This window comes from Streptomyces sp. NPDC102441, from assembly GCF_044765585.1.
Classification (GTDB): Bacteria; Actinomycetota; Actinomycetes; order Streptomycetales; family Streptomycetaceae; genus Streptomyces.
In genome coordinates this window covers 104,252-125,875 of sequence record NZ_JBIWKH010000017.1, presented here as the reverse complement: position 1 = coordinate 125,875, position 21,624 = coordinate 104,252, and the positions used below count along the sequence as shown (strand labels likewise).

At 67.8% G+C, this 21,624-nt stretch carries 21 protein-coding genes and 1 pseudogene; 17 read left to right on the top strand and 5 right to left on the bottom strand.

Going from position 1 to position 21,624, the window contains the following annotated elements:
- Positions 1-19 precede the first annotated feature (19 nt).
- The 8 genes and pseudogenes from ACIREO_RS32260 to ACIREO_RS32225 all read left to right on the top strand — a co-directional run bounded on the left by ACIREO_RS32260 (position 20) and on the right by ACIREO_RS32225 (position 5,395).
- On the top strand, positions 20-268 hold the full coding sequence (locus ACIREO_RS32260) for a type II toxin-antitoxin system CcdA family antitoxin (RefSeq protein WP_329043579.1): 249 nt from the start codon (positions 20-22) through the stop codon (positions 266-268).
- Entirely contained in the window at positions 265-666 is a 402-nt protein-coding gene (locus ACIREO_RS32255; RefSeq protein ID WP_124277768.1) for a DNA-binding protein, read from the top strand. Before ACIREO_RS32260 ends, ACIREO_RS32255 begins: the two co-directional genes overlap by 4 nt.
- A gap of 660 nt (positions 667-1,326) precedes the next feature.
- Positions 1,327-2,748 (top strand): ATP-binding protein, encoded by a 1,422-nt coding sequence (locus ACIREO_RS32250; RefSeq protein WP_404116613.1) that lies wholly within the window; start codon positions 1,327-1,329, stop codon positions 2,746-2,748.
- A gap of 380 nt (positions 2,749-3,128) precedes the next feature.
- The gene (locus ACIREO_RS32245) at positions 3,129-3,323 is read left to right on the top strand and encodes a type II toxin-antitoxin system Phd/YefM family antitoxin (protein ID WP_404116611.1); all 195 of its coding nucleotides are present in this window, start codon (positions 3,129-3,131) and stop codon (positions 3,321-3,323) included.
- Positions 3,324-3,352: 29 nt separating this feature from the next.
- Complete coding sequence (locus ACIREO_RS32240) at positions 3,353-3,718, top strand: hypothetical protein (protein ID WP_326737202.1); 366 nt, start codon at positions 3,353-3,355, stop codon at positions 3,716-3,718.
- The gene (locus ACIREO_RS32235; RefSeq protein WP_404116609.1) at positions 3,715-4,038 is read left to right on the top strand and encodes a hypothetical protein; all 324 of its coding nucleotides are present in this window, start codon (positions 3,715-3,717) and stop codon (positions 4,036-4,038) included. Before ACIREO_RS32240 ends, ACIREO_RS32235 begins: the two co-directional genes overlap by 4 nt.
- A 339-nt stretch (positions 4,039-4,377) precedes the next feature.
- Positions 4,378-4,725 carry a transcriptional regulator gene (locus ACIREO_RS32230; RefSeq protein ID WP_404116607.1) on the top strand — a complete coding sequence of 116 codons (348 nt, stop codon included), beginning with the start codon at positions 4,378-4,380 and terminating at the stop codon, positions 4,723-4,725.
- Positions 4,722-5,395: pseudogene (locus tag ACIREO_RS32225) on the top strand (nucleotidyl transferase AbiEii/AbiGii toxin family protein). Before ACIREO_RS32230 ends, ACIREO_RS32225 begins: the two are co-directional and overlap by 4 nt.
- A gap of 401 nt (positions 5,396-5,796) precedes the next feature.
- Here the strand turns inward: ACIREO_RS32225 and ACIREO_RS32220 are convergent.
- Positions 5,797-6,432: a hypothetical protein gene (locus ACIREO_RS32220; RefSeq protein WP_404116605.1), complete on the bottom strand. Its 636-nt coding sequence runs from the start codon at positions 6,430-6,432 to the stop codon at positions 5,797-5,799.
- A 217-nt stretch (positions 6,433-6,649) separates the two neighbouring features.
- The gene (locus ACIREO_RS32215) at positions 6,650-7,114 is read right to left on the bottom strand and encodes a hypothetical protein (protein WP_404116603.1); all 465 of its coding nucleotides are present in this window, start codon (positions 7,112-7,114) and stop codon (positions 6,650-6,652) included.
- Positions 7,115-7,330: 216 nt separating this feature from the next.
- Here ACIREO_RS32215 and ACIREO_RS32210 point away from each other — a divergent pair, with 216 nt between their 5' ends.
- A complete protein-coding gene (locus tag ACIREO_RS32210; RefSeq protein WP_404116601.1) occupies positions 7,331-7,591 on the top strand; it encodes a hypothetical protein in 261 nt (86 codons plus the stop codon).
- On the opposite strand, the gene ACIREO_RS32205 is transcribed toward ACIREO_RS32210, so the two are convergent.
- Positions 7,546-7,761: a hypothetical protein gene (locus tag ACIREO_RS32205; RefSeq protein WP_404116599.1), complete on the bottom strand. Its 216-nt coding sequence runs from the start codon at positions 7,759-7,761 to the stop codon at positions 7,546-7,548. The genes ACIREO_RS32210 and ACIREO_RS32205 overlap by 46 nt on opposite strands.
- A gap of 749 nt (positions 7,762-8,510) precedes the next feature.
- Between ACIREO_RS32205 and ACIREO_RS32200 the strand changes: the two genes are divergently transcribed.
- The 7 genes from ACIREO_RS32200 (at position 8,511) to ACIREO_RS32170 (ending at position 15,644) form a co-directional block, all read left to right on the top strand.
- Positions 8,511-9,422 carry a ParB/RepB/Spo0J family partition protein gene (locus tag ACIREO_RS32200; RefSeq protein WP_404116742.1) on the top strand — a complete coding sequence of 304 codons (912 nt, stop codon included), beginning with the start codon at positions 8,511-8,513 and terminating at the stop codon, positions 9,420-9,422.
- A 181-nt stretch (positions 9,423-9,603) separates the two neighbouring features.
- Positions 9,604-10,605 carry a Gfo/Idh/MocA family protein gene (locus ACIREO_RS32195; RefSeq protein ID WP_404116597.1) on the top strand — a complete coding sequence of 334 codons (1,002 nt, stop codon included), beginning with the start codon at positions 9,604-9,606 and terminating at the stop codon, positions 10,603-10,605.
- Between the two features lie 39 nt (positions 10,606-10,644).
- Entirely contained in the window at positions 10,645-11,631 is a 987-nt protein-coding gene (locus ACIREO_RS32190) for a UDP-glucuronic acid decarboxylase family protein (RefSeq protein WP_404116595.1), read from the top strand.
- A 58-nt stretch (positions 11,632-11,689) separates the two neighbouring features.
- A complete protein-coding gene (locus ACIREO_RS32185; RefSeq protein ID WP_404116593.1) occupies positions 11,690-12,286 on the top strand; it encodes a TIGR00730 family Rossman fold protein in 597 nt (198 codons plus the stop codon).
- A gap of 11 nt (positions 12,287-12,297) precedes the next feature.
- A complete protein-coding gene (locus ACIREO_RS32180) occupies positions 12,298-13,125 on the top strand; it encodes an MTAP family purine nucleoside phosphorylase (protein ID WP_404116592.1) in 828 nt (275 codons plus the stop codon).
- A 107-nt stretch (positions 13,126-13,232) separates the two neighbouring features.
- A complete protein-coding gene (locus ACIREO_RS32175) occupies positions 13,233-14,426 on the top strand; it encodes a Gfo/Idh/MocA family protein (protein WP_404116590.1) in 1,194 nt (397 codons plus the stop codon).
- Positions 14,427-15,644 (top strand): MFS transporter, encoded by a 1,218-nt coding sequence (locus tag ACIREO_RS32170; protein ID WP_404116588.1) that lies wholly within the window; start codon positions 14,427-14,429, stop codon positions 15,642-15,644. It begins immediately after the preceding gene.
- On the opposite strand, the gene ACIREO_RS32165 is transcribed toward ACIREO_RS32170, so the two are convergent.
- A complete protein-coding gene (locus ACIREO_RS32165) occupies positions 15,639-17,909 on the bottom strand; it encodes a glycoside hydrolase family 3 N-terminal domain-containing protein (RefSeq protein WP_404116740.1) in 2,271 nt (756 codons plus the stop codon). The genes ACIREO_RS32170 and ACIREO_RS32165 overlap by 6 nt on opposite strands.
- A gap of 696 nt (positions 17,910-18,605) precedes the next feature.
- Here ACIREO_RS32165 and ACIREO_RS32160 point away from each other — a divergent pair.
- Positions 18,606-19,283: a hypothetical protein gene (locus ACIREO_RS32160; RefSeq protein WP_404116738.1), complete on the top strand. Its 678-nt coding sequence runs from the start codon at positions 18,606-18,608 to the stop codon at positions 19,281-19,283.
- A 180-nt stretch (positions 19,284-19,463) separates the two neighbouring features.
- On the opposite strand, the gene ACIREO_RS32155 is transcribed toward ACIREO_RS32160, so the two are convergent.
- Positions 19,464-21,419, bottom strand: coding sequence for a serine/threonine-protein kinase (locus ACIREO_RS32155; RefSeq protein WP_404116586.1), 1,956 nt, complete (start codon positions 21,417-21,419; stop codon positions 19,464-19,466).
- Between the last annotated feature and the right edge of the window lie 205 nt (positions 21,420-21,624).

Genomic DNA, 21,624 nt, shown 5'->3' with positions numbered 1-21,624 from the left:
ACTCCAGTATGCTTGCCGTATGTCCTCAACGACTCGCATCACCGTCACACTTCCCAGCGACCAGGTGGCGGAGCTCCGCAAGCTCACGGACAACGTCTCCGGCTATGTAGCGGAAGCCGTGGCCCGCCAGATCCGGCACCAACTGTTGGGCGACGACCTTCGCCGGCACGAGGAGGAGCATGGAGGCTTCAGCGACGAGGAGCTCGCCGAGGCCCACTCGAAGATCTTCGGCGCCACCAACTCCTCCAAGGGCGCGGACGCCGCGTGAGCGAGCGCATCGAAACCGTCGTCCTGGACTCGGAAGGACTCTCCGCCTGGATCGCGCAGGACCGCAAGCTCCTCGCGATGCTTCAGGTCTTCCACGACATGGGAGCCGACCTGGTGATCGGGGCGAACACCATCGTGGAAGTAACCCACCCCCGTACCAACATGCCCCGCCTGAACTGGGCCCTGTCCCGCATCAAGGTGGAGCCGGTCACCGAGCAGGCGGCGAAAGCGGCAGCGGAGCTGCTCAAAGGTGCCGGACTGCACGGGCACAAGTACGCCATCGACGCCACGGTCGCCGAGGTCGCGCTGCGCCAGCCGAAGCCCGTCGCCCTGCTGACGTCCGACAGCGATGACATGACCAAGCTCTGCGGCAACCAAGTCCGCATCATCCCCCTGTGACCAGTCCGCCCGCCCGGAGCACGCGTCGCAATGCCAGCTCTCGTGCCCCATCCGTGCCCAACAGAGCGGACAACAGGGGTCAGGTGCGGCATCCAGGGACCACAATCAACCGTCCCGCCCAACGGAAAGACACAGGTCAGAGCACCTTCGACCGCCCAAGAACCGCTGATTCCCAAGCTCAGAGCGCGAGTTCGATTCTCGTCACCCCGCTCCATGAAAAAGCCCCGGGCCAGCGGCCGGGGGATTTCCTGCTGTTCGGGCCGGCCTGACCATCCCGTACCACCTCTGCGCCTTGACCCTCTTCCCGCTGTTCAGCGCTCTTCCGTCCGGCCATCACGCCCCGAGCCCGGCTTCCAACAACATCTGCAAGGCGAGTCCGGTCTGACGCGTCGGCATGCGTCGACTGCCGGAGGCGTGCGGACGCAGCCCTCCCACGCACACCGTCCGACACCCGGTGCCGCCACTGACCGTCGATCGCCCTCGGGTGCCGGCGAGTCGGCGAGCCATGACACGGGCCCACCGCATGCAAGCCAGCCTTGATCTTCTCCCAGTCTCACGGGACGTCGGCAACAACCGCGCAGGAAGCATTGCATTTGCGCAACTTTCATTTAGGAAAGTAACCTACCCTGCAGAGAATGAACGATCGGCGAGGTGGAACCTGTGAACGGATTCGTTGGGCGTCGTACGGAGCTCGGCCTTCTTGATGACCTACTAGCTCCTGTACGGACCGGCGGACGCAGCGGGCGGCCCGGGCGCGCCGTACTGATCCGAGGCCGGCGACGCGTCGGCAAGTCCCGGCTCGTGGAGGAGTTCCTGGAACGCTCCGAGCTTCCTCATGTCTTCTTCACCGCAGTAGGCGGCTCGAAGGCCGAGGACCTGGCAGGCTTCGCCGCCGAGCTCGCCGTCTCTCCGCTCCCCGACGCCGGCCGCATCGCGGACTTCGCCACCCCGCAGACCTGGGACGCGGCTTTGAGCCTGCTCGCGAGTGTCCTGCCTCAGGACACGCCCAGCGTGGTCGTGCTCGACGAGATGCCCTACCTCGTGCGCGAGGACCCCGCTTTCGAGGGCGCGCTACAGAAGGCATTCGACCGGACGTTGTCCAAGCTCCCCGTACTGCTCGTCCTCATCGGCTCGGACATCGCGATGATGGAGCAGCTGAACACCTACGGTCGCCCCTTCTACCAGCGCGGCACCGAGATGGTCGTACCTCCGCTCAATCCGACCGAGGTCGCCGCCATGCTCGACCTCCCGCCGGCTGAGGCGTTCGACGCCTTCCTGGTCTCCGGCGGCCTCCCGCTCGTCCTTGAGGAATGGCCTCCGGGTGCCACCCTCTGGGACTACCTGGAGCAGGCGCTGGCCCGTCCGACGTCCGCCCTCCTCGTCAGCGGCGAGCGCACTCTGGCCGCCGAGTTCCCCACAGAGGCACAGGCCCGCACCGTGCTGAGTGCCATCGGACACGGGGAACGCACCTTCACCCTGATCGGCCGGGCAGCCGGCGACCTCAATCCAGGCTCTCTGAAACGTTCCCTGGAGCTCCTCACCAGCCGACGCATGGTGGGGGCCGACCTTCCGCTGTCCACCAGGCCGAGCCGCGAGAGCCGCTACCGCGTCGCCGATCCATACCTGCGCTTCTGGCTCTCTTTCATCGGCCCCGGCATCCCCATGATCGAGCGCGGGCGTGGTGACCGTGTACTCGAATCGATCCGCACCAGTTGGACGTCCTGGCGGGGCCGCGCCGTCGAACCTGTGATCCGCGAGGCCCTATGGCGCCTGACCGACGACCGGCTGCCCGAGGCCACCAACGTGATCGGCGGCTACTGGACCCGCACCAACGACCCTGAAATCGACCTCGTCGGCGCCGACCGATCTCCTATCGCCAAGAAGATCACCTTCGTCGGATCCATCAAATGGCTGGAGAACAAACCCTTCGACAACCGCGACCTCGCCCGCCTCGTCACCCACCGCTCCCAACTGCCCGGCACCGACGACGCCACTCCCCTGCTCGCCGTCGCCCGCAGCGGAAGCAGCGCTAACGGCATCCTCAGCCTCACCCCCGACGACCTCATCACCGCTTGGGCGTGACACGCCAAGGGCCGTTTCCCTGCAGTGACCGCGTTCGTGCCCCATCCGTGCCCTTCGGAGCGGACAACAGCGGTCAAGCCCGGTGCCCAGAGACCACACCGACCTTGCCCGGCCGCGCCAAACATGCAGGTCAGGGCCATCTTGGCCATTCGAGAACCGTTGATTCCCAAGCTCAGAGCGCGAGTTCGATTCTCGTCACCCGCTCCATGAAGCACTACCTCAAAGCCCCGGGCCGACAGCCCGGGGCTTTGTTGCTACTCAAGTGCTATCGAGTGCCCTGCATGCCCGTTCTGCACCCGGCGCGTCCGTCGACTCCTCCCGGTCTCCGGCACCCCCCGAGCACATATGTCAACTATGATAGTTGTTGTATGCTTCAGCGTATGGAGACGAAGACGTACACAACCATCGACCTGCGCAAGGGGATGGGTGAAATCCTGGACCGGACCCGGATCGCCGGTGAGGCCGCCGCCATCACCCGCAAGGGGAAGACGGTCGCCTACTTGGTGCCCGCCGAGTGGTTCGAGCAGATGGCCTGTCAGCAACAGTCGCACGAGGACCGGCACGAGGCGGCCTGACCCACCCTCCATACCAAGGAGCCCGAACCATGCCCGCCCATGCACTCCACTTCGATGGGTACGAGGGGGAACCCCTGCGGTTGCCGCCCATGCCCGAACGCACGCCTCAAGCACTTCGGTTGGCGATTCAGGAACACACTCCGCACCTCCTCCCGGACTTTGAGGCTCACTGGAAGCGCGTCATCGGCGACGCCTTCAACATCACCCCGGTGCCGGCCTTCATGCGCCTGTGGTGGACGCAGTACGCCATCGCTCGGAATCCCGTCCTCGACTCGCACCTTCGCGACCTCGAAGCCCGCGCCGCCAAGTCCGAGGACCCCGAGGAGTCCATCCGGCTTCTGGAGGAGTACAGCCGCCTCCGGCACGAAGCCGCTGAGAGGAAGCCGGGAGAGTGACCGACGAACCACTCCGGCCGCCCTGGCAAATGGACTGGACGAAGCAGGCGCAACACGACTTCCAGAACATGCCCGCCGAAGGCAGTGACCTGGTCATGAGTGCCCGTGCGGAACTGGTCACTGCCGAAGACCCGTACTTTCGGGGAATCGACGCCGATGCTTCGCTCCCCCACTGGATGACTGTCCGCCCGCTGGCCTCCACGAGCCCCGGTGGCCCCCACATCGTGGACTTGGCCGGTGGACGCGGCTGGCTCATCTACACCTTCATGCGCCGCCACGCCGACCCACAGATCGTCGTCACCGAAGCCTTCTGGGCCTGACGTCTGCACCACGGGCGGCTCCCATTTCCTGTCACCCGCTCCAGCACAAAACCTCAGTTTGATGACCATCCGTCGACGTGCCCCCTCCGTGCCCTTCAGAGCGGACAACAGCGGTCAGATCCGGCGCCCAGAGCCCTCGCCGACCTCACCTGATCCAGCCAAATATGCAGGTCAGAGCCACTATGGCAGCGCAAGCGCTTCCCAAGCTCAAAGCGCGAGTTCGATTCTCGTCACCCGCTCCATGAAGAAGCCCCAGGCCAGCGGCCGGGGGCTTCTTTGTATGCGGCACCTCGTCACCGTGCAGTCGGCTTCGGCGGCCTCTCCCTGGATAATCGACGTATGGCATCACAGCCCAGCCTTTCCGATCTCCGCCGCGCCAAGTTCGCCCGGCGTCTGCCCGCAGCACTCTCCGAGCTCGCCGGCCCCGAGCACGGCACGGTGAGCCTGCCACTGCACCTGGCGTGGTCGGGACTGACCAGGTTCGATCTCGATCAGCCCCGGCTGCGGATGAGCTACTACCGCATCGTGCTGGCCGAGGGCCAGCACGACGATCTGGTCCGGTATCTCGATCGCGGCCTCCTCGTCAGCTTGTGGCCCACACTGCGCACACTGATCAGCCGTGATGTCCGTGAAGTCTGGGAACGCTCCTTCCACGAACTCGCCCACAGCACCCGGGCCGCTGCGTGAACCTCACCGACCTTCACCGTCGCCTGCTTGCAGACGTTCTCGCCGCAGGCGGCTCTCTTACCCTCTGGCGCTAACCGGCGGCTACGCGGTCCAGGCACACGGCCTGGTCGATCGGCTCAGCCAGGACCTCGACGTCGCGACCGAGAACCCCGATCGTATGGAAGACATTGCCGCTTCCGTGCGAACGGGCCTGGAACAGCGCGGATGGCAGGTCAGTGCTCTGGAAACAGACCCTCTCTCCGCCCGCCTGATCGTCACCGACCCCGCGAGCCGTGAAGTGTGCGAGGTCGACATCCTCAAGGAAGCACTCTGGCAGCCGCCCGTACATACCGAGCACGGCTTGGTGCTGTCCCTCGAAGATGTCGTCGGGACCAAGGTCCGCGCACTGGCCGACCGCGGACTCGCCAGGGACCTGATCGACGTACAGGCCGCTGCGAACCGCTGGAGCCATGTCGAGCTGGAGGAGCTCGGACGGCGCCATGCCCGCGACTCCTTCGATTTGAGCGAGCTTCAAGCACGACTGGGCGGAGCCGACTGGATCGACGACACAGAATTCGCCGCCTACGGGCTCGACGAGCAAGCAATCACCGGGCTGCGACAGTGGGCACAGGCATGGGGCGACGAGATCGGCGAACGCCTCCAGGAGCTGGAAGCTCCGCACGAAGACTGATGGCTGCATAGAGACCGGGCGCTCAGCAGGATGCACATCAGGCTGCTCAGACCTCAGCGACCGTGCCCCATCCGTGCCCTTCGGAGCGGACAACAGCGGTCAAGAGCCGTGGCCAGAGACCGCGCCAACCTCGCCCCACCCGGACAAACCTGCAGGTCAAAGGCACTTTGACTGCCCAAGAGCCGTTGATTCCCAAGCTCGGAGCGCGAGTTCGATTCTCGTCACCCGCTCCACGAAGAAGGCCCTGGTCGGAGACCAGGGCCTTGTTTGCGGTCGACATCGCGCGACGCGAGACCCGCCACCGCAGTCTTCGGCTTCCACACATTCGTCGCTGCGCCCATCGCGAAGTCAGCGTCATCGAGATGGTCAACACCAGGAACCCTGTTCATTTCGCCTGGCCATCAGGGGCCCGGCTTGAAGAGCTCGAAGACGGGCAGGTGGCTCGCCCAATTGCTGCCAAACAAAGCCATGAGTATCAACACGGACCAGGCGGTTCCTACGGCAGCCATCGCCATGTCCGGCAGGCCGAGGAAGGCCAACCCGACAACGCCTCCAGCGATCAGCACAACTGCGGCGGCTACCCGTAGCAGCTCTCGGTCGCGGACCGGCTTCTTGCCTTCCAGCAAAGGCTTGGGGAGGAGCGCTCCAATGCATCCGTCCACATACTGTTCGGCGATCGTCGCGACCAAGCCGGCGATCTCGCTAAGCGCTTCGGCCTGGGGGCTGTGATCCAGAGCAGCTTCCGCCTCGCGCAGCTTGGCCACCACCTGGCCACCATGGGCCTTCAGCTCTCGTCGCCGGGGAGACAGGAAGGCGACTGTTCCCGAACGGCGATGCGCTCGCATCACGTTCCCTTCGAGACGGCGCAGCGCGGTCCCCACAGCGAAGAGCTTCTCCGGCCGCTGAGCGTGGCTGGCGCCATGCGCTTCCGCGCAGGCTCGAATCGTTGCCCTGCACGCCGAGGTGAGCTGGTTGCGGACGAACGGAAGACCGGCGCCTCTCGTCATCACACACAGCTTCATGAGCAGCGTGACCAAGATGGCCCAGGCTGCCAGCCAGTGCCAATGTGGCTCCCGCCCGCGGTAGAGACCCAGCACAATCCAACTGAGCGTCGAAGAGGCGCGGCCGCGCCGTTGAGGGTGCGGCCACTTCTGTTCTCCCTCGCCACGGCGGGTATGCCGCATCGGAGAGGCCGCTCCGGGACGTCGTCCCGGCTTCGGTGCCGACGGGACCGCCTGCGGCCATCGAGTTGTGTCAGACCTGCGTGTTGTAGGCGGTGACCCTGAACTCGTCGTTGTCATTACGGATGTTGACGTTCCCGAATCCCCAGGCCAAGTTCACACATCGCGACGTGGAGTAGCTGCTGTTGGACGCCCACCACACCCTGTCCGCCGAGTCGACGATCGCGACGCGAGTGCGGGGCTGGATTCGGGCTGACGCCGCGTTGTCGTAGATCCGCTCGCCATACCCCGGCGAGGATGCCGACGAGGCGTTGAAAGTGTCATTGATCCAGGCCTCCTTGCGGATCTCCCCCGTGCGGGTTGGGCCCGTGTACGTCCGATAGGCCGTGGCGCAGTCGGCGCCGTAGAAGATCTGGAAGCCTGGCCTCGGTTCGGCCGCCGCGGCGGCGGGGGCAGTGGCAAGTCCGCCGCCCAGGAGAGCTGCTGCCATAACGCTGGTGCTCAGGACTGCCTTGAAACGCCTGGATTTGACGGCCATGTGTGTTTCCTTCGGGCTAGTTGGAGGGCATTGCGGGCTGCGGGTGTGTGACGCCCCTCCCCGGCCTCACCCATGGACCTTAGGAACATCGTGGGCTTCGGACTTTGTCGTCCGAGCAGGGAACTTGGTCAGTCGTGCATCGTCCTGCGCGTGAGGTCATGCGCGACCGCCACGCCCGGTGTCAGCCCCGTACGTCGGGCACAACAGCCTGAGGTGGTGCGCCTTTTCCAGCAGTTCTACGCGGCCGGCCTCAGCAGCCGTTCCATCGCGGCACTACTGCCCTGCGTGAACCACGGCCGCACCACCGTCGCACAGCGCCGCATGCTGCACACCGAACGCGGCCACCTCGCGGCCAGGGTCGAGGAAATGACCGACACACTGCGCCGACTCGACCAGCTCATCACCGCTGCCGACCACCGCGGCGGGCTGGCTCACAGCCACTCGTTGAGGACTGCAACCAGCACGGTCGCCTCGTAGCGGACGGCGAGCTTGTCGTGCCGGGTCGGGACCGCGCGGTGCCTCTTGAGGCGATTGATGCCGCACTCGACGGCGTGGCGCTCGCGGTAGTCGGCCTTGTCGAAGCTCGGGGGCCTGCCGCCGCGGGAGCCGAGCTTCGTGCGGTTGGCCAGCTGGCCGGCCTTGTTCACACACGGCGTTGCAGCACTACGGCAGCGTCGGCTCCGGGCGCACTGTTGTCGGCAACACTGGTCTACCTGGGGGCTCCCATCCACGAGGGCCGGCAGCGATTGTCGCCACCGTGTCGCTGTGGCAGTTCTTCACCGGGCGGGCCTGACGGGCGACTCTGCGCTGGGACTTCGACGCACTCGCACCGGCTGTCCTCGGTGACCGAGGCCAGTTCTTCCGCCCACCCCTCCACGTGATCCGGCGACACATCGATCAGCATGACCAGACGGCGACATTATCGCCTGCGGTTCGCGGTCGGCGAAGTGCCGTAGCCCCGAACCGGTGCTCCGGGGGATCCGGAAGGGTTTCGGCCGTTGTGACAGGTGGGCCGGCAGGGGACGCCGGAGGCGTCATGGGCGGCCTGCACGCTTCCCCTGTACGCACCCTTGACTGCGGAGCCTGGTCGCTTTAGCGTCAACAGAAACTTTGCGCAATAAGTTCGAAACTTTCGATCCTCTGGGGCTCGACATCATAGGGGACGGTCACGTCCGCTTGAGCGCAATGTTTCTCCGTGGCGACCACAACAACCGACCACACAACCCTGGGGTGGGAAGCGCACTTGGACGGCATCGGGAGCGTAGCGGCGCACGTGGACGACGATTCGGATTACCTGACTCCGCCCTGCACGGCGGGGTGGAATGACGGCCCCGTCCAGTCATTACCCCTGACCTCGCTCACCGGAACGGGTTTCTTACGCGTAGCGGGCACGGACATGGGACACGCCCGGCTTCTGGCGGAAGTGGAAACGGAGCTCCCTCCCATTGTCGTGCACCGTTCGACGATGAGAGTCATCGACGGGATGCACCGCGTACAGGCCGCGGAGATGCGCGGTCGAACCACTATCCGGGCCCAGTTGTTCGACGGTGACGAACAGGACGCGTTCCTTTTAGCGATCGCCGTCAACGTGCGACACGGACTTCCGCTGACGGCTGCGGATCGGGCGGCAGCTGTTGAGCGGATACTCAGCTCACACTCGGAATGGTCCGACCGGGCGCTGGCCTCCTTCGCCGGTGTCTCGGCCCGCAGGGTCGCGGAGATCCGCAGGAAGCTGAAGACCGACGTGCCCGCGCTGGAGGCGCGGATCGGCCGAGACGGGCGGTTGAGGCCGGTCGACAGCACGCACCGCCGCGAACACGCCCACCAGCTGCTGTTGGTCGACCCCTCGGCATCCCTGCGGACCATCGCGCGGGAAGTCGGGATCTCCCCGGCGACAGTGGCGGACGTGAGGGACCGGATCCAGCGCGGGCTCGGCCCCGTACCTGCCGGAGTGCGGGGGAAGGCGAAGAGGACCGCCCGCGTCCCGTCCGGGCGGTGCCACTCCCCGCAAGGGCCGCCGCCGCCGTCCCTGGCCGAGGTCCTCGCGCTCTCGGACAGGCTGCGGAGGGACCCGACGGTCCGGCTCAGCGAGACCGGGCGAACCATGCTGCGCATGCTCGATTCCTGTGCCACCGTCGCACGGGAAAAGCAGAAGATCATTGATTTCCTGCCCGCCCATTGTGTCGACTCGGCCGAAAACATCATGCATGCGCTGGCCGATCTATGTCATTCATTCGGTGACGATTTGTCCCAGAGGCGGCATTCAATGACCGAGGAGTTCGCCATCGGCGGGGCCGTAGCCGACTGATCCGTCTGATACGACAGACCCGTAAAGCCGATCGCCGATGGAGTGAGTCCATGGTGGTCGGCTATGGGTCGTTCTCTGGAAATGCATGCGAGTCGGCAGCGTAGGGAACCCCGTTGTTCGGACCCGCTGCGCAGCCGTTCAACCGGTTACAGATAAGGGTCACATCCGTAGAGTCGGGCCCATGACGGAATCCCCTCTCAGGTGGGGCATCCTCGGTACCGGATGGATTGCCCAGCGGTTCACCGAGGACGTGCTCCTCCTCCCCGGCCACACGGTCTCCGCCGTCGGCTCCCGTACCGAGCGAACGGCCGAAACATTCGCCCGGCGGCACGGCATCGAACGGGCCTGGGGCTCGTACGAGGAGCTCGCCGGCGACGACGAGGTCGACGTGGTCTACGTGGCGACGCCGCACACCTCTCATCTCGCCCACGCGACTCTCGGCCTCGAAGCCGGCCGGGCCGTACTGGTGGAGAAGCCGTTCACCACGAACGCCGACGACGCGCAGCGCCTGGTCACACTCGCGCGCGACCGGGGTCTGTTCGCCATGGAGGCGATGTGGACCCGGTTCAACCCGCTGACCCGTCGGCTCCGGTCCCTGGTGGCGGACGGGGCGATCGGCGAAGTCACCGCCATCCAGGCCGACTTCGGGTTCATCTCGCCGTACGACCCGGCGCACCGCCACTGGTCCCCCGAACTCGGCGGCGGCGCCCTGCTCGACCTCGGCGTCTACCCGCTGTACTTCGCCTGGATGCTGCTCGGCGCACCGGAGTCGATCAAGGCGACCGCCTCCACCGCTCCGACCGGTGTCGATGCAAACACCGGCATCCTTCTCGGATACGCCTCCGGCGCCCTCGCGCTGCTGCACTGCAACCTCATCTCGGACTCTCCGTGGACCGCGGTGGTGACCGGGACCGAGGGCCGGATCGAGGTGCCCTCGCCGTTCTTCTCGCCGCACACCCTGGTGCTGCACCGCAAGGGCAAGGATCCCGAGACCTTCCGCATCGACGTACTCGGCAACGGCTACGCCTACCAGGCGGAGGAGGTCGCCCGCTGCTTGAGGGCGGGGGAAGCGGAATCACCCGTCATGCCGCTCGACGAGACCCTCGCCATCCATCGCAACCTCGACACGATCCTCGCCCAGCTCTCCCGGCAGGCGGTGACGCCCGGTCGGATTCCCCGATGACACGCCCTTGGCAACAGAACCCTTCTGGAGGAGAGACCGTTGAAGATCAAGCGCGTCATCATCACAGGTGGAGCCGGCTTCCTCGGATCGCATCTGTGCGACCATTTTCTTCGGGCCGGCGCCGAAGTGGTCTGCCTGGACGACTTCAGCACCGGGAGCCCGCACAACCTGGAGCGGTGGAGCCCGCAGGACGGACTGACGATCGTCCGGGCGGACGTTTCCGAGGGCATCGACGTAGGGGGCGATGTCGATGCGGTGCTGCACTTCGCCTCGGCCGCCTCCCCGCCGGCATATCTGAGCCGGCCGCTGGAGACTATGCGCGCCGGTTCCCTCGGCACATTCCACGCGCTTGATCTGGCCAGGGACAAAGGTGCCCGGTTCGTGCTCGCCTCCACCAGTGAGACCTATGGTGACCCGAGCGTCCACCCGCAGTCCGAGTCGTACTGGGGCAACGTCAACCCCATCGGCCCGCGGAGCGTTTATGACGAGGCCAAGCGCTTCGCGGAGGCGCTCACGATGGCCTATCGACGCACCCACGGTGTCAACACCTCGATCGTGCGAATCTTCAATACGTTCGGGCCGCGGATGAGCGGCGACGACGGCCGGGCGATTCCCGCCTTCATCACTCAGGCCCTGGCCGGAAAACCGCTCACCGTGGCCGGGGACGGTATGCAGACCCGGTCGTTCTGCTATGTGGACGACCTGGTGACCGGAATCGTCGGAATGCTTCGGTCCGACCTGGCGGGCCCCGTCAACCTCGGCAACCCGCAGGAGACGACCATCCTCGCGATGGCGCAGACCATCCGCGACCTCGCCGGCTCCGCGTCCCGCATCGTCTTCGTCGACCGACCGGTCGACGACCCCGAGTTGCGCTGCCCGGACATCACCGCCGCCCGGACCCAGCTCGGCTGGGCCCCCCGGACGCCGGTGGAAGAGGGCCTCATGCACACCCTCGACTGGTTCCGCGCACCTGCCGCGAGCCGGTCCCGCGGCCAGGGGATGCCCGCGGCCGTCCCGTTCAACTGACGCCGGGAACGCAGTTGAGCGGGACCGGCCCTGGAAAACGTCGCCTACGCACCAACGGATGGGATGGTCGGAAATGGCCAATAATGGGGGTCTGTCAATATGCGTGTTCTGCGGCGCCTCCGCGGGGGATTCCCCCGTCTACACGCAAGTCGGCTATGAGCTCGGTAAACGGCTGGCCGCCGGAAACCACCGGCTGGTTTACGGCGCCGGCGGTATCGGGGTCATGGGTGCGGTGGCACGTGGCGTGGCCGACAACAACGGCAGCATCGTCGGCATCATCCCGGAATTCCTGCGCGACCGCGAAAAGAACGACGCCATACCGTCGCAGAAAGTCGTCGTCACCGAGGACCTGGCCCGGCGTAAATCGATCATGATGGATCTCTCCGACGGATTCGTGTGCCTCCCGGGCGGCTACGGAACGTTGGACGAGCTCCTTGAGGTTATTTCGATGAAGGCGATGGGGATCGAGGACAGGCCCGTCGTCCTGGTCAATACTCAGGGATTCTGGGAATCGTTCGTCGAGCTGGTCGACGGTTTCGCCGGGCGCCGTTTCCTCCCTGAGGAGAAGCCCTTCGTCATCGTGGGCAGTGCGCTGGAGGCAATCGAATACATCGAATCACCCGCCCGCGCCCGGCTCGTCGCGACCATGGAATGAGGAAAGCGCAGATGGGTGACACCCTCGTCGGCCTGATTGCCACGAGCAGTCTGCGGCCGCCTGACTTCATAGCGGACCACGACCGCCAGGTCGTCGGTACGCGCTTCGGAGACGTGGCCGTGGACGTCGGAATGTGGGGCGCTGCGCGCGTGGCCATGGTGACCCGGGGCGGAGCACGCCATCCCCTGGAGCCGGGTCGCGTGAACTACCGGGGAATCGTCAGCGCACTGCGGTCCGTCGGCGCTCGCAGCGTGCTCTCGACCTGTGCGGTCGGATCCATCCGACGACACCTCGCGGTCGGGACGCTGGTCAACCTCGACCAGTTCATCGACTTCACCCGGCACCGGCCTCCCACACTCTACGGTGACGACGGTTTCTGCTTCGCCGACATGACGCAGCCCTACTGCGCCCGGCTGCGTACGCACATGAACGACGCGGCCCGACGCGTCGGCGCGCCGATGCACGACGGCGGCTGCTACGTCGGCGTCGACGGGCCGCGCTTCGAAACCGCCGCAGAGGTGCGGATGTACGGAATCCTCGGCGGCGACGTCGTCGGGCACACCGGTTCCACCGAAGCGGTCATGGCTCGCGAGGCGGGGCTGTGCTACGCCAGCGTCGGGATCATCACCAATGTCGCGGCCGGTCTCGGCCACGACGAATCGGTCAGCATCGAGGGCATCGGTCATACCCGTCAGCAGCACGGGGCATCCCTGGAAAAGGTCATGGCCGACGTGCTGGAAGCAGTGAGCGACGCGGGGCCGCCCGACTGCGGCTGCCCCGCTCTGCTCGGCAAGCGACAGACCGCCTCCTGGTACGGCGATCGCCCCGAGAACGGATAGCCCGCCGCGCGACGCCCCCGCCCAACTCGCCTCCGGCCCCGCTCCCACCGCGTTCCGGCCCCTTTTCGACCGCTTTTCGCCCCCCTTTCGAGCACGGAGGAGAACGCATGCCGAACCCTGAGACGGGCCGTGCCTCATCAGGCGCAGCACAGCAGCAAGCAGTAGGCCTGGTGTTCGTCGGCTGCGGATACGCCGCCGACTTCTACGGAGCCACTCTGGCCAACTACCCGCAGGTCGACGTCAAAGGTGCCTTCGACATCGACGGCGAGCGCGCCCGCACGTTCGTCGCCGAGTACGGCGGCCGGGTCTACGAGAGCCTGGAAGCAGTCCTGGCCGATCCCGAGGTCGGCATCGTGGCGAACCTGACCCCGGTGAGCCAGCACCACCCCGTCACCAAGGCGGCACTTCTCACCGGCAAGCATGTCTACTCCGAGAAACCGCTCGCCCCTGCGCTGGACCAGGCCACCGAACTGGTCGAACTGGCCGCGGAACGCGGCCTACTGCTGTCCAGCGCCCCCTCCACCGTCTTCAGCCGGTCGGCGCAGACCCTGGTGAAGGCGGTCGGTGACGGCCTGATCGGCGCACCGCGACTCGCGTACGCCAATCTCGACATGGGAGCCCTGGCATTCATGCCGTACACCGAGTGGCGCAGCCGCCGCGGAGTGCCCTGGCCGTACATGGACGAGGTGCCCAACGGCTGCGTCATGGAGCACGCCGGATACCAATTGAGCTGGCTCATAGCCATGTTCGGCCCCGTGGTCCGCATGGCTGGGCACAACGCGCTGCTCCTGGGCCATGAATGGCCCACCTTGACCGAGGTGGCGCCCGATGTCTCCTTCGGCTTCCTGGAGTTCGCGAACGGCGCCGTCTGCCGGATCAGCATCGGGTGGGTGGCTCCCGCCGACATGGCCCTCACCATCGTGGGCGACCAGGGTTGCCTGTCGGTGAAGGACGTATGGCAGGCGTCGTCACCGGTACTGCTCCAGCGCCGGATCAAGGCGAGCGGCAAGACCAACGGGTATCTCGCCGAGGCCGAGCAGCTCCCGTTCATCCTCCCTGCCGCCGTCCACCGCTACGAGGACACCCACGACCTGACCGTCGGGGCCGGGATCGCCGACATGGCACGGGCGGTTCTGACGGGCGGACAGCCCTTCTTGTCGGCTGATTTCTCCCTGCACATCCTCGATGTGAGTCTGCGGCTCGCCGAAGGCCGGGGCGTTGCCGAGGACGTGCCCCTCCTCCACGCCGACGACGCCAAGCTCGCCCACGGTCGGGAGACCACGCCCGACGGGAGGGGCTGAATGCCGCGGCGCCGGCCGGCCGGCCCCGGCACCGAGGTCAGGCCGGCCGCGATCGCGGCGCTGGGCGCGCTCATGGTCGCCACCTTCTGCGTCGTGACCACGGAGAACCTGCCGGCCGGACTGCTCCCGCAGATCTCGTCCGGCCTCGGGGTGTCGCTGTCGGCCGTGGGTCAGCTGGTCACGGGCTACGCCCTGACCGTGATGCTGCTGACCATCCCCCTGACGTACGCCACCAGCCGGATACCGCGCCGCCCGCTGCTGCTGGGCCTGATGATGCTGTTCGTGGTGGCCAGTCTGGGTTCGGCCGCGGCACCGAACTTCGCCCTGCTGCTGGCCTCGCGTGCCGTGACGGCGCTGGTGCACGCCGTCTTCTGGGCGGTGGTCACGGTCACCGCCACCGGGCTCTTCCCGCCGTCGATGCGGGGCCGGATCATCGCCGCGGTGTACGGGGCCAGTTCCCTGGCGACCATCCTCGGCGTCCCCGCCGGAAGCTGGATCGGCCAGCAGGCGGGGTGGCGGCCGGCGTTCGTGGCTCTGAGCGCGCTCGGCCTGATCGCGCTCATCACCGTCATCGTCTTCCTGCCGACCACGGCGGTCGGGAAGACACAGGTGTCCGGCACCACAGTGCCGGACACCCGCCGTTACGTCGTGCTGCTGGTGACGATCGTGCTGGCGATGACGGGTCTGTCGACGGCGTTCACCTACACCGTGCCCTTCCTCACGGACGTGAGCGGGTTCTCCACGCAGGCGATCAGCCCTCTGCTGCTGTTACGCGGCGTGGCCGGTGTGGCCTCGGTGGCCCTGGCCGGCAACCTCGCGGACCGCCACGCGAAGCTGGCGACGACGGTGCCGGTGGCCCTGCTGTCCGTCTCGCTGATCGGCATGTATCTGGCGGGGACGGTGCCGCTCATCGCCGCCGTGCTGATGGCGGCCTCGGGTGTCGCACTGTTCACCATGATCACGACTCTGACGAGTGAACTCCTGGCGGTCGCCCCCGGCAACCTCTACATCGCCTCCGCCGGCGGAAACGCGGTGTTCAACGCGGGGACGGCCGCCGGGGCCGCGCTCGGCGGCCTGCTCCTGCCCGCCTTCGGCGTCCGCGCCGTCGTGTTGGCAGGCGGCCTGCTGCCCGCCGTGGCGCTGGCCGTGCTACTGATCGACCAGCTGATCAGGCGGGCACCGCACGGCCCGCGCGAGGCGGTAGCCGATCCCTCATAGCCGCGTGGCGCGCACCGGCACGGTGAGAACCCGGTCCAGGCCCACGACGCGATCGGAGCCTTCGAGGACGAACGACCCACGCAGCGGGAGGTCGGCACTCGACCGCCCGACCTCGGCGTGGATCAGACCGGGTTCCACCCTGCGCCGCAGATCCTGCCCGGTGAAGGAGACCCGGTCGGCGTGAACGGTGAACTCGACCCTGGCGGCATGCCCCGGTTCGAGCCGTACCCGCGCGTAGCCGGCGAGCCAGCGGATCGGCCGCACCACCGACGCCACAGGGTCGGCGAGGTACAACTGGACCACCTCCGTCCCGGCCCTCAGCCCTTCGTTGCGTACGGTGGCGCTGATGTGCACGGTCCCGTCGGTGGGAATGGTCTCGGCGTCCAGCACGAGGTCCTCGTACGCGAAGGTGGTCCACGTGAGGCCGTGTCCGAAAGGAAAGAGCGGAGTGGGATCCGCGGCGCTCACCTCGGTGGCTCCGGCCAGTGGCGGATGCAGGTAAGTCCCCAGCGTGGCGCCCGAATGGCCGGGCATGCTCACCGGCAGCCGTCCTGACGGCTCGACTCTGCCGGACAGCACCCCGGCGATCGCGGCCGCTCCCTCCTCGCCGGGGAAGAACGCCTGGACGACCGCCGCCGCACGTTCGGCCACCTCGCCCAGCGCGTAGGGGCGGCCTGAGATCAGCACGACGACCGTGGGCGTGCCGGTGTCCAGGACGGCCCGGGCGAGGTCGGCCTGCCGGCCGGGGAGCGCCAGCGTCTGCGCGTCGCTGCCCTCGCCGGAGGTGCCCAGGCCGAACAGCCCGGCCCGGTCACCGATCGCCAGGACGCACACGTCGGCATCACGCGCGGCGGCCACCGCGAGGGCGATGTCCGGGTCCTCCACTCCGTCGACGCGCCCGGTGGCCGCGACCCGGATCTTCGCGTCCGGCAGCTCCGCAGCCAGCGCGGCGGGCAGGGTGGGGGTCACCACACCGGACTCCAGGCCCACGCGCGACGCCATCTCCTCCAAGTGGTCGAGGGAGTTGTGGTTGATGAAGGCATAGCAGCCGAGCATGGCCAGCGGATCCTCCGCCAGCGGACCGGTCAGCGCGACGGACCCCCCTGCGAGCGGCAGCGTGCCGTCATTGGCCAGGAGGACCACCGACTCCTCGGCGAGCCGGCGCGCCATCGCCCGGTGCTCGGGCGGGTCCAGGTCATCGGGGCCGAGGGCCGGGAGAGCGTCGAGTTCGGTCTCCCACGTATCGTCGAGCATCCCCAGCTCGCACTTGAGAGACAGCACGTGGGAAGCCGCCAGGTCCACCTGCTCCTCGGGCACGAGACCCTCATACACCTGTTCGATCAGCGGCCGTCCGAAGCAGTGGACCGTGGGAAGCTCCATGTCGATGCCGGCCCGCAGCGCCAGGGCGGCGGCGTCGCCGCGCGAATCCGCGACACCGTGTTGGTTCTTGAGGTTCCAGACCGCGAAGTAGTCGGCCAGTACGAGGCCGGTGAAGCCTAGTTCGCCACGCAGCACGTCGGTGAGCAGGTGCCGGTCGGCGGTGGTGGGAACCCCGTCGACGTCGGCCTGCGAGACCATGACGGCGCGCGCCCCACCGTCGCGCAGCCCGGCCACGAAGGGCTCCAGGATGACATCGGTGAACTCGCGGGGGCCGCAGGCCACGGGAGCCATGTTCCGCCCGGCCGCCGAGGCCGAGTACCCGGCGAAATGCTTGACCGTGGCCACCACACCCGCGCCCTCCAGCCCCCTTACGTAGGCGGCGCCCAGAGTCGCGACCAAGTGAGGATCGTCGCCGATGGTCTCTTCCGTGCAGCCCCACCGGTAGTCGCGTGTCACGTCGAGGACCGGCGCCAGCCCCAGGTGGACGCCGAGCTTGCGCAGGCTGCCCCCGGTGGCCGCCGCCATCTCCTCCACCAACCCGGGATCGAAGGACGCACCCCAGGCCAGCGGGGTGGGGAACACCGTGGCAGTCCAGGACAGAAGACCGGTGAGGCACTCCTCGTGCACCAGCGCCGGGATCCCGAACCGGTTCGCCGCGACCACGGTCCGCTGGAGCAGGCGCAACCGCTCCAGTCCCGCCGCCGGGAGCACGGGTTCGGTGCCGTACACCCTCGTGAGCTGGCCGAGGCCGACCGCGGCCGCCTCCGACAGCTGCGGCGGCAGCGGGTCGGTGGCCCACTCCGGCACCGGCACCACCGGCCCACCGGGGCGCAGCGGCGCCGCCCAGTACGATCCGAGCTGCCCGACCTTCTCTTCCAGGGTCATCCGGCTCAGCAGATCCGCTACTCGATCGCTCACCGGCAAGGACGAATCCCGCCACGGCCGGCGGGCCGACCCATCGGCACCGACCTGCGCAAACGGTTCGGTCACTCGACTTCACCCTCTCGTTCGGGGCACGTTGGCTCGCCCCCTGAGACCGGGGAGCGAGGGATTGGGAGACAGAGCAACGTTCACCAGGAACGGCCGCCAACGTATCCCCCGCAGCCTGTTTCGGGAACGTCGCGGCGAGGCGCGCTGCCCCGTGGACGCGCTTGCCGCTGTTGCCCGCGCCCAGTACGTTCGACTCGCCCCGGCGGTGACGGAACCGGGGTCGCGGGCCGCCTGCCGCTCGCGGCCCGCCGGTGCCCATGGAGCGACCGCCCGGTGTCGGGTGATTCACGGGCTCGGAGCGCGAGTTCGGTTCCTGTCACCCGTTCCGTGGAAGAAGCTCCAGGCCGGCGACGCTACGGCTTGCCGAACGCGCGCCTCACCGGATGACGGCGACGGCTGCGACCCCGCCCGCATCCCCGCGCCCGACACGACGTGCCCCTTGGCCGGGGCGGCACAACCCGAACCCTTCTTCCGCAGGTATGTCGCTGAGACAGAACCCGGACACGCGCAGGATCATTTCAGGATCGCCTCGGTCCTAGAGTCATCGGTGCAAGCAGGAAGCACCGCAACCAAAAGCCGCTGGAGATCATGATGCGTTCGCGCCTCGCCACCCGTTCCGCCCGTCTCGCCCTCGCCGCCGCGGCCGTGACGGCCCTCGCCGCCACCTCCACCGCCTGCAGCCCCGACGACGTCGCGAACACCAGCAGCTCCTCGGCTCCCTCCACCGCCGGCGGCGGGACCGACAGCCCCTCCACCAGCGGCTCCGGTTCCAGCGACTCCGGTTCCAGCGGTTCCACCTCCGCCCCCAGCGACTCCAATGCCAAGGCCGCCGATTCCGGCGACGGCGAGAAGAGTGGCTACGGGCAGTCCTGCGGCACCAACGACCTGGACTTCACGCTCACCTCGGAGTCCCAGGCCGGCGGCTACTACCTCGTCACCGCCAAGGCCAAGTCCGGCATCACCTGCTACCTGGACGTGAACACCCCGAGCGTGCAGTTCGGGTCCGAGGCCGACGGTCTCGCCTCCCCCGTCGGACAGGGCGGCGAGGACCCCATCAAGCTCACCGGCTCGACCGCCGCCTACACCGGTATCAGCCCCAAGAGCGTCAACAGCAATGACGGCATCGAGTTCGAGAACGTCATCATCTCCCTCACCAACGACGATCCCGACCCCGCCGAACTCAAGCTCCCCGACACCGCCAACGTCAACAAGCCCATCGTCACCAACTGGGCCACCAGCCAGGACGAGGCCGTCCCCGCCATCGCCTGACGAACCGGACCGACACCGCCGACGTAGGGCTCTGCACCATGGCGCCCGACTCGTAGAATGCGGTGAAAAGCCCCCACTCAGCTGCTGTCCGACGTGCGCTCAAGGCCACCGTGCAGGTGGCCTTCATCCTCGTCGACGAGCCGGCCCCGCCCGGAGCGGGAAGTTCTTCATACGGTCACGTCACGCTTCCGGCAGTCGCTTCGCGATGTTCCGTACGACGTCGGCCGCGATCCCCGCGGCGGTGGCGCACAGTTGCTTGGCCGGCTGCGGGGCGTACACGGTCAGTTGGAGGAGTTCGGTCGTCCGGTCACCGACCGAGTCCGTGTAGGTGCGGTGCGGGGTCCGTACGGTGCAGCTGTCGTCCTCGGCCTCGTCCGCGATGAAGTAGCTCTCCGTGCCGGCCACGTTCACCGGTGTTCCGTCGTCGGTGTCCAGCGAGTTGTCCCGACTGATCTGGATCTCCACCGCGCGGTTGCCGTCGCCGCTCGACCAGTCGCAGTCCCAGGAACCGAAGCCTCGGTCCTGGTTGTCCATCTCGACGCCGGGAAGCCGCTTGAGCTCGTCGGCGCCGAGCAGTGTGCAGGTGTCGAGCCGGGCCAGGGAGTTCGTGGCCGGCGCCGGCGAACGCCGGGGCACCGGGCCGTCGGCCAGCACGCCGACCACGTGATCGGTTGCCGCGTCGGCCATCAGGCACGGGTCGGGGGCCGCCTCGCCGAGCTGCTTCCCTCTGACGCGGATCTGCTTGGCGTCAGGGGTCAGGACGGCCCGATCGCAGGCTTCCTCCTCACGTTTGAGTGTCACAACCGTCACGCTGCCCACCACGCGGGTGGACAGGACCTCGTCGAATTCGTCCCGGTCCGAGTCGAGATTGACCTCGACGTCCGCGATGTCGTCACCGCTGCTGTTGCGCACCAGGACGTCGCACCGGTCGACCTCCCCGTAGTCAGGGTCCAGTGCTGTGCTGCCGAAGCGGCTCAACGAGGCCGCGCCGAGCAGCCCGCACGGATCCGCCGTACGCTCGTCGCCGATCGCACCGGCCTGCGCCGTGGCCGACGGTTTCGCGTCGGTCACGTCGTTACGGCCACTCCTGTCGCCCTCGTCCTTCGAGCCCCACGGGCCGAACAGGAAGAGACCGGCCGCGATCGCACCCGCCGTGACCAGCGCCACCACCGTGACCGCCAAAGGGTGGCGTCGTCGGCGTACGGGCCGTGGCGGCCGAAGCATGAAGGGCGTGAAGTCCCGCGAGTGGTTGAGGAGTCGCGACAAGCGGAGTGTGCGGGGCCCCAGGTCCCGCGTACGGCCGTCGTTCAACTGCTCCTGAACGTGAGGGGGCGGGGGTGCGGCGCGCGTCAGCAGCTTCTGAGCCCTGGGGGCGTCGGGCCGGCTCCCGGGCTCCACCTCCAGCAGAGCGGTGAGCGGCCCGTACAGCGGACCGGCCCGGTGCATGGGCTCGATGTGTCCCTCGACGGCCCGGGCCAGATACGCCATGAGGTGTTCGGCCTCCCCGTACGGCGACTGGCCCTCGACCGCCCAGAACAAGGAGGCACCCAGGGAGAACACATCGGACTTCTCACACGCGGACTGCCCCTTGGCCACCTCCGGTGCCAGATACCGGGGTTTGCCACGCACGCCGGCCGTGGTGCTGTGGGTGACGTCACTCCACAGGGCCCGCGAGATCCCGAAGTCGGTCAGTCTCGCGATGCCTTCGTCGGTCACGAGGATGTTCTCCGGCGTCACGTCCCCGTGCACCACGCCCTCGTTGTGCGACTTCGCCAGTGCGGCCGCGATCTGGCAGCCGATCGACCCGGCCTCCTCCGGCGTGAGCAGCCCGCCCTCCGCCACGATCTGCGCGAGACTGCGCGAGGGGACGTACTCCATGATGATCCAGCAGGTGCCACCCTCGTCGACGAAGTCGAAGACGCCCACGATGTTCGGGTGGTGCAGCCGCCCGGCGTTACGCGCCTCGCTCATGAGCCGTCGCGCGGCCCGGTCATCGTCCAGCCGTGCGCACTTGACCGCGACCGACCGTTCGAGCCGCTCGTCCCAGGCCAACCAGACGACACCCATCCCGCCTCTGCCGATGGGCTCCTGCAGGAGATAACGGTCGGCGATCCTGCCCCCGGCCTCCGGCGTCACCAGTACCGCCCCACCCCTCGCCACACAGCCGACCACGTCGGCACAGATGACGGAGTGTACCCATCCCGCGCTTGACGGTGATCTTCTTTACCGAACCTCGCGCGGACCCGCCCAGATCCCCCACACAGAGCGAATGCAGTCGGGCATGCGGACCGCTCAGCCGAGTGCTCCGGACTGGCGGTACGGGGGGCCCGCACCTGCGTCG